A 7,720-nucleotide genomic window follows, 5' to 3' on the forward strand; every position below is an offset into this window, starting at 1 on the left:
GTGGCGGCGATCCGCCAGCTGCATGGCGCCGGCGCGGTCGCCGCGGGCATCGACTCAGGCGTGCTCGCGCTCGCCCGCGCCGGCCTGCTGGAGCACTGCCGGCACACCGGCAACTGGGCCGGCCACATCGAGGGTCAGGTGCCCGGCTATGGCGGCACCGCGCAGTACGACGCCTCGGTGCTGGCGGTCAGCGACGGCGGCACCATCACCGCCAGCCACCTGGGCAGCGTGGATTTCGCGCGCGAGGTGATCGGCACGCTCGATCTCTACAGCCCGGCCGACCGCGAGCACTGGTTCCGCCTGTTCAAGCACGCCCAGCTGCCGCCGTGGTGCGTCGGCGAAGCGGCCGCGGCCTGAAGGAGTCACGCACGTGCACACGCTGATGCATCGCCTCGCCGAGGCCTATCAACCGCTCGCCGGTCGCAACCGTCTGGTCGAAGGGGTGCCGCTCCCCGTCGCCACGCCGCCCGCCCATCGGCGCCTGACCCTGATCGCGCTGCTGGCCGTGCTATTCGGGAGGCGCCCGTGAGCGGCGTGTTCGAACTGCGCCAGTACACGCTGCGCCCGGGCCAGCGCGAGCGGCTGGTCGAGCTGTTCGAGCGGGAGTTCGTCGAGCCCCAGGAGGCGCTCGGCATGAGCCTGCCGGGACAGTTCCGCGACCTGGACGATCCGGACCGCTTCGTCTGGCTGCGCAGCTTCGTCGACATGGACGCCCGCGCCGCGGCGCTGGCGGCGTTCTACGATGGCCCGGTCTGGCGCGCGCACCGCGAGGCCGCCAACGCGACCATGCTCGATTCGGACGACGTGCTGCTGCTCAAGCCCGTGCGCGATTTCGCCCTGCAGGACCTGCCGCGCCCCGCCCCGGGCGAGCGGGCGCCAACCGGACTGGTGAGCGCGACGGTCTGCCCGGTAGCGCTGGCGCAAGCGGCCGTGCTGGCGCGCGACTTCGAGAAGCGGTTGCGCCCGCTGTTGGAGCGACATGGTGCGCAGGTGCTCGCCAGCTTCGTCACCGAGCCGGCACGCAACACGTACCCGCGCCTGCCGGTGCGCGAGGGCGAGAGCGTGTTCGTCTGGTTCGCCGCATTCGCCGATGCCGCGGCGCACGCCGCGCACCAGGCCGCTTGCGCCGCCGAGCCGGCCGTGGCTGCATGGCTCGGCCAGCTGGAGGCGCCGCCGGAAACCTTGCGGCTCGCGCCCACGCCGCGCTCGCTGCTGCGCGGCCTTCCATCCACCACGATGGCCACGATGGCCGGGGAGCACGCATGATCCGGACCTACCACGGCAGTTGCCACTGCGGCGCGGTGCGCTATGAAGCCGACATCGACCTGGCCGCCGGCACCGGCCGCTGCAACTGCTCGATCTGCAGCAAGACGCGCCGCTGGGGCGCTATGGTCCGCCCCGATGCCTTCCGCCTGCGGGAGGGCGAAGCGGCTCTTTCGGATTACCAGTTCGGCACCCACAGCATCCATTACCGGTTCTGCCGGCACTGCGGCATCCAGCCGTTCGGCAGCGGGCATCTGGAACAGCTGGGCGGCGATTTCGTCAGCATCAACCTGGCCTGCCTGGACGACGCCACGCCCGAGGAGCTGGCCGCGGCGCCGGTGCGCTACTACGACGGCCGCCACGACAATTGGATGAACCCGCCCGCCGAAACGGGCTACCTCTGAAGGTGACCACCATGACCCGCCCGATCATCAATCTGGACGAACTCGAGCTCATTCCCATGGAAGCGATGAGCCGCCAGCAGGGCGGCAACCCGCCGCCGCCGCGCTTCGGCGGCGCCATGGCGCCCATCTCGCACCGGCTGGGCGCGCAGAAGCTCGGCTACAACCTCACCGTGGTGCCGCCGGGCCGGCGCGCCTTTCCGTTCCATTCGCATCGCGTCAACGAGGAGCTGTTCTTCGTCATCGAAGGCACCGGCCAGGTGCGCATCGGCGAGCAGACCTGGCCGATCCGCGCCGGCGACGTGATCGCCTGTCCGCCCGGCGGCGCGGAAACCGCGCACCAGATCGTCAACACCGGCGAGTCGACGCTGCGCTACCTGGCCGTGTCGAGCAACCAGACGCCGGAGGTCTGCGAGTACCCCGACTCGGGCAAGTTCGCCGTCATGCACGTCGCGGGCATGGGGGCGGACGGCAAGCCGCAGGGCTTCCGCCACGTCGGCAAGCAGGCCGATGCATACGACTACTGGGAAGGCGAATAGCCGCCGCTGCTGGCGGCCGGTACGGCGGCACGCCATCATGCGCGGATGCGCCGCGCCGACCGCCTGTTCCTCATCATCCACGCCCTGCGCGGGCGCCGTACCGCGCTGCAGGCGCGCTCGCTGGCCGAGACGCTGGGCGTGTCGCTGCGCACCGTCTACCGCGACGTGGCCGACCTGCAGCTCTCGGGCGTGCCGATCGAGGGCGAGGCGGGCGTCGGCTACGTGCTGCGCAAGGGTGCGGACATCCCGCCGCTGATGTTCACCGCCGAGGAGCTCGAATCGCTGGTGGTGGGCACGCGCTTCGTGCGCGCGTTCGCGGGCGAGCGTCTGGCCGAGGGCGCGCAGGCCGCGCTGATGAAGATCGAGGCGGTGCTGCCGGCGGAGCTGCGCGAGCGTGCCGCGCGTACGCGCATCTATGCGCCGGTGTATCGCGACGAGATGAAGCTGGCCTTCGCCGCGCGGATCGACCGCCTGCACGCGGCGATCGAGGCGCAGCAGGTGCTGCGGCTGGTCTATTGCGACGAGGCGGGGCAGGCCAGCACGCGCGAGGTGGAGCCGCTGTGCCTGGCCTTCTGGGGCGGCAAGTGGACGCTCGGCACCTGGTGCCGCCTGCGCCGCGCCTTCCGCAATTTCCGTCCGGACCGCATCGACCAGTTCGACGAAACCGGCGAGCGTTTCGCCGGGGGTGAGGGGCGCAACCTGGACGCCTACCTGGACGCCATGCGCGGCTACTACACCGGCGTCTGACGTCTCGGCGGCGCCGCTTCGGCTTCGGCGCTTCGCGCCTACGCACGGCTCGAACGGCTAAGGAACCGTTCGCCCTGAGCGTAGGCCGCAGGTCGGAGTCGAAGAGCCCAAATCGCAGCAGACCGGCGGTAGAAGGGTTCACCCGCGTGCCTTCTTTAGCGATGATCGGCCTCTTCCCCGTGCAAGGAGACCCCGATGAAACACCTGCTGGGCGCACTGCTGGTGGCCGGCCTGATGCTCGCCCCGCTCGCGCATGCCTCCGACGCCGACGACCGCTTCCGTGCCATCTACACCCATGAATGGGCCTGGCGCACCGGGCAGGGCGACATCAGCGCCTCGGGCGAGCCGCAGCCGAACAGCGGCCGGCTGGACAACGTCGATGCGGCCAGCCAGCAGCAGCGGCTGCAGACCTGGCAGCAAGTGCTGGCGCAACTCGACGCGCTGGACAAGGCCGGGCTCTCGCCGGCCAACCAGGTGAACTACGCCATCTACCGCGCCCAGATCGAGAACCTGCTGGCCGACCAGCGTTTCGGTGCCTGGCAGATGCCGTTCAACAGCGACTCGGCGTTCTGGAGCGACATCGGCTACGAACTGGGCGGCGACCGCCTGCGCACGACCGACGATTACCGTCGCTACCTCGATCGCCTGGCGCAGATCCCGGCCTACTTCGACCAGCAGGTCGCCAACATGCGGCTGGGCCTTGCGCGCGGCTTCAGCGTGCCGCGCGCGGTGCTGGACGGGCGCGACGTGTCGATCGCGGCCGTGGCGGCGTTGAAGGACCCGACCGCCAGCAGCTTCTACGAGCCGTTCAAGCACCTGCCCGCATCGGTCCCCGCCGACCAGGCGCAGGCCCTGCAGGGCGAGGCGCTGCGGCGCATCCGCGACGAGGTGATCCCCGCCTACGCCAAGCTGCTGACCTTCTTCCGCCAGGAGTACGTGCCGCACGCGCGCACCACGCTCGCCGCCGAGGCGTTGCCCGAGGGCAAGGCGTTCTACCGCCAGCAGATCCGCGAATACACCACGCTGGACCTGGACCCGGACGCCATCCACAAGATCGGACTGGAACAGGTGGCGGCGATCCACGCGCAGATGCTCCAGACCATGCAGGCGACCGGCTTCAAGGGCGACTTCCCCGCGTTCCTGCACTTCCTGCGCAACGACCCGCAGTTCTACGCCAAGAGTCCCGACGAACTGCTGATGCGCACCGCCTGGGTGGCCAAGCAGGTGGACGCCCAGCTGGGCCGCTATTTCGGCCACCTGCCGCGCGCGCGCTTCGCCATCGTGCCGGTACCGGCCGACATCGCGCCGTATTACACCTCCGGACGCGGCGGCGCGGACGCCTATCTGGTCAACACCTACGACCTGCCTTCGCGGCCGCTGTTCAACATGCCGGCGCTGACCCTGCACGAGTCCTATCCCGGCCATGCGCTGCAGCTCGAACTGGCCGCCGAGCAGCAAGGCCAGCCGCAGTTCCGCCGGCAGGGATACATCTCCGCCTTCGGCGAGGGCTGGGGCCTGTATTCGGAATACCTGGGCAACGAGATGGGCATCTACACCACGCCCTACCAGCGCTTCGGCTACCTCACCTACCAGATGTGGCGCGCCTGCCGGCTGGTGGTCGACACCGGCATCCACCACCTGGGCTGGAGCCGGAGCCAGGCGATCGACTACCTCACGCAGAACACCGCGCTGTCCGCACGCGAGATCGCCAACGAGGTCGACCGCTACATCAGCTGGCCGGGGCAGGCGCTGTCCTACGAACTGGGGTATCTCAAGATCCGCGAGCTGCGCGCCAGGGCCGAGAAGGCGCTGGGCAGCGAGTTCGACCTGCGCCACTTCCACGACACCGTGCTGCAGCTCGGCTCGGTGCCGCTGCCGGTGCTGGAGCAGCGCATCGACCGTTTCATCGCCGAAGGCGGACCGGAGCCCGATTATGGTTGCGACTGCAAGCATGCGCCCTGAGCAACCCGCAAACCCGGCCTCGCCATCGGCGACGCGGGCGACGGGAAAGTTCGCCTGGTTGCTGCTGGCCATGGCGCTGCTGCCGGCATGGGCGCGTGCGTGTGGTGGGCATCCCGAGCAATGGCGCGCGGACATCGCCGCTTTCGCCGCGGCCGACCGCGCGCATCCGCCGCCGCCGCATCCGGTGCTGTTCGTGGGCAGCTCCTCGATCCGCATGTGGAGCACGCTGGCGGAGGACTTTCCCGGGCGCGCCGTGGTCAACCGCGGTTTCGGCGGCTCGCGCATCCCGGATGCCACGCACTACGCCCGGCGCCTGGTGGCGCCCTACCATCCGCGCGCCATCGTGCTCTACGCCGGCGACAATGACTTGGCCGAGGGCTGCACGCCCAGGCACGTGCGCAATGCCCTGGCGGCCTTCGTGCGGCGTGCGCGGGCGCTCGATCCGGGCGTGCCGATCGCCTTCATCGCGGTCAAGCCGAGCATGGCGCGCAAGCACCTCCTGCCGCAGATCCGCCACGCGAACGCGCTGGTGCGCGACTACGCAGGCCGGCACGGCGTGGCCTACCTGGACGTCTTTACGCCCATGCTCGGGCCGGACGGCCAACCGCAGCCGCAATGGTTCGGACCCGATGGCCTGCACATGAACCGCGAGGGCTACGCCTTGTGGACGCGCGTGGTGCGCGCCTGGCTGGATGCGATGGTCCAACCCTAGTGCGGATGCGCACGACGCGCCGGAACGCGATGTTGCATTTTGCGCGTAACTCCATAAATGGAGTAAACTGCGTTCGAACTCCAAAAGGAGAGTCCGCATGCTGGCCCACCCGCGCCACGAACAGGCACCCGCAAGCGAGCTCGGCGGCCCGGCGCTGCGTGCCTTCTTCCGCCTGGCCGAACGTTGGAAGTTGCGCATCGCCGAGCAGCGCCGCCTGCTCGGCGATCCGGCCGAATCGACCTTCTTCAAGTGGAAGCGCGACCAGGAGGGCAACCCCGGCCGCGACGTGATCGAGCGGATCAGCTACCTGCTGGGCATCTGGAAATCGCTGCAGATCCTGTTTCCCGACCCGGCCCAGGCCGACGCCTGGCTGCGCAGGCCCAACCAGTCGCCGCTGTTCGGCGGCCACTCGGCGCTGGAGCGCATGCTCTCGGGCAACGTCGGCGATCTCTACGTGGTGCGCCAGTACCTGGACGCGCAGCGCGGCTGAGGCGCGCGTCGCAGCCGGCGACACCGCTGTGCCGCACGCTTGGCGATACGCGAGCAGGGCAGGGCGACCGCGCTTGTGAACGAAGCCACGTGCGCCCATCCAGCCCTCCGCTTGCCGGCAGGGAGCCGATCCGGAGCCGACGATGCCCACCGACCTGCCGCCCATCAGACGCATCCGCTGGAGCCATGCCTACCGCATCGTGCCCAGCCGCTTTCCGCCGGTGGGCGTGTTCGACCGCATCGCCGATCCGCGCGACCTGGACGCGTTGTTCGCGATCGAGGCACTGACCAATCCACGCCTGCGCGAAGAGGCCGGCGCGCTGAAGCTGGTGCCCCCGCAGCGGCGCATCAGCGGCCCGGGCAGCACGCCGGTGATGGCCGCCTTTACCCACCTCAATCCCGAGGGCAGCCGCTTCTCCGACGGCAGCTGGGGCGTGTTCTACGCGGCGCACAGCGTGGCCACCGCGGTGGAGGAAACCGTCTACCACCGCGAACGCTTCCTTGCCGCCACCGCCGAACCGGCCTGCGATATCGAGATGCGCTGCTACCGCACCAGCATCGATTGCCGCCTGCACGACATCCGCGGCGGCTGGCCGGCGGCGCACGCGGCCGACGACTACACGCCCAGCGTCGCGCTGGCGCGCACCTTGCGCGAGGCCGGCTCCAGCGGCGTCGCCTACGACAGCGCACGCCACGCCGGCGGCGAGTGCGTGGCGGCGTTCTATCCGGACGTGGTGGCGCCCTGCGTGCAGGCGCAGCACTTCATCTATCGCTGGGACGGCCAACACATCGCGCAGGTGCTGCAGGTCAGCGAGCTCATGCGGCCCTGATTCGCCGGCTCCATACCCTGGCGCCCGCGCGGGCGGAATCGGCCGGGCTTCTCGTGCCCGGGCAGACGTGTGATCCCGCCCGTGCCCTGGAACGACCTGCCCTCATCTAGGGCCGCGCAGCGCGGTGCGGCGCTGTGGCCGCCGCCTACGCCGCGTTGATCGCGGCCGCCCTAGGTTGGGCGGGAGATACTTTCGTGGAGGCGGCATGGTCGAGCTTTCACCCTCCGGCGGCGAGGCCGCGGAGTTCGTCGAATGGCAGAGCGAGGTCGCTGCGTTCGCGGCGGTGGACAAGCTCGATCCGCCGCCGCGGGCCGGCGCGGTGCTGTTCGTGGGCAGTTCCTCGATCCGCCTGTGGCGCACGCTGGCGGCCGACTTCCCGCAGGTGCCGACGATCAACCGCGGCTTCGGCGGTTCGCAGATCGCCGACAGCCTGTACTTCGCCGAGCAGCTGGTGGCGCCCTACCGCCCGGCGGCGATCGTGATGTACGCCGGCGGCAACGACCTGGCGGCGGGAAAACCGCCCGAGCAGGTGCGCGACGATTTCGGCGCGTTCGTCACCTGCGCGCGCCGCTGGGCGGGCGAGGTGCCGTTCGCCTACCTGTCGATCAAGCCCAACCTGTCGCGGCGCACGCAGCTTCCGCAGATACGCCGGACCAATGCGCTGATCCGCGCCTGCGCGCAGGAACGCGGCGTGGATTTCCTCGACGTGCACGCGCCGATGCTGGGCGCCGACGGCCAGGCCGATCCACGCTGGTTCGACGTCGATGGGCTGCACCT

General features: G+C 70.3%; 10 protein-coding genes and 1 pseudogene. All 11 read left to right on the plus strand.

Annotation, left to right across the window (positions count from 1 at the left end; all coding sequences use genetic code 11):
• A pseudogene (locus HOQ08_RS10810) lies at positions 1 to 357 on the plus strand (thiamine biosynthesis protein ThiJ); the annotation flags it as partial.
• Between the two features lie 13 nt (positions 358 to 370).
• Positions 371 to 529: a hypothetical protein gene (locus HOQ08_RS10815; protein WP_291194415.1), complete on the plus strand. Its 159-nt coding sequence runs from the start codon at positions 371 to 373 to the stop codon at positions 527 to 529.
• Positions 526 to 1,266, plus strand: coding sequence for an NIPSNAP family protein (locus tag HOQ08_RS10820; protein ID WP_291194418.1), 741 nt, complete (start codon positions 526 to 528; stop codon positions 1,264 to 1,266). The genes HOQ08_RS10815 and HOQ08_RS10820 overlap by 4 nt, the downstream gene beginning before the upstream one ends.
• On the plus strand, positions 1,263 to 1,667 hold the full coding sequence (locus tag HOQ08_RS10825) for a GFA family protein (RefSeq protein ID WP_291194420.1): 405 nt from the start codon (positions 1,263 to 1,265) through the stop codon (positions 1,665 to 1,667). Before HOQ08_RS10820 ends, HOQ08_RS10825 begins: the two co-directional genes overlap by 4 nt.
• 11 nt (positions 1,668 to 1,678) lie before the next feature.
• On the plus strand, positions 1,679 to 2,203 hold the full coding sequence (locus HOQ08_RS10830) for a cupin domain-containing protein (protein ID WP_291194423.1): 525 nt from the start codon (positions 1,679 to 1,681) through the stop codon (positions 2,201 to 2,203).
• A gap of 45 nt (positions 2,204 to 2,248) precedes the next feature.
• Positions 2,249 to 2,950: a YafY family protein gene (locus HOQ08_RS10835; protein ID WP_291194426.1), complete on the plus strand. Its 702-nt coding sequence runs from the start codon at positions 2,249 to 2,251 to the stop codon at positions 2,948 to 2,950.
• A gap of 234 nt (positions 2,951 to 3,184) precedes the next feature.
• Complete coding sequence (locus HOQ08_RS10840; protein WP_291194437.1) at positions 3,185 to 4,912, plus strand: DUF885 family protein; 1,728 nt, start codon at positions 3,185 to 3,187, stop codon at positions 4,910 to 4,912.
• Between the two features lie 58 nt (positions 4,913 to 4,970).
• The gene (locus tag HOQ08_RS10845) at positions 4,971 to 5,624 is read left to right on the plus strand and encodes an SGNH/GDSL hydrolase family protein (RefSeq protein WP_343203818.1); all 654 of its coding nucleotides are present in this window, start codon (positions 4,971 to 4,973) and stop codon (positions 5,622 to 5,624) included.
• A gap of 97 nt (positions 5,625 to 5,721) precedes the next feature.
• Positions 5,722 to 6,114: an MbcA/ParS/Xre antitoxin family protein gene (locus HOQ08_RS10850; protein WP_291194429.1), complete on the plus strand. Its 393-nt coding sequence runs from the start codon at positions 5,722 to 5,724 to the stop codon at positions 6,112 to 6,114.
• Between the two features lie 142 nt (positions 6,115 to 6,256).
• Entirely contained in the window at positions 6,257 to 6,943 is a 687-nt protein-coding gene (locus tag HOQ08_RS10855) for an RES family NAD+ phosphorylase (RefSeq protein ID WP_291194432.1), read from the plus strand.
• Positions 6,944 to 7,148: 205 nt separating this feature from the next.
• The coding region (locus HOQ08_RS10860; protein ID WP_291194434.1) for a GDSL-type esterase/lipase family protein at positions 7,149 to 7,720 on the plus strand (572 nt) is incomplete at its 3' end.

The sequence above is a fragment of the Frateuria sp. genome, from assembly GCF_013362045.1.
Classification (GTDB): Bacteria; Pseudomonadota; Gammaproteobacteria; order Xanthomonadales; family Rhodanobacteraceae; genus Frateuria_A.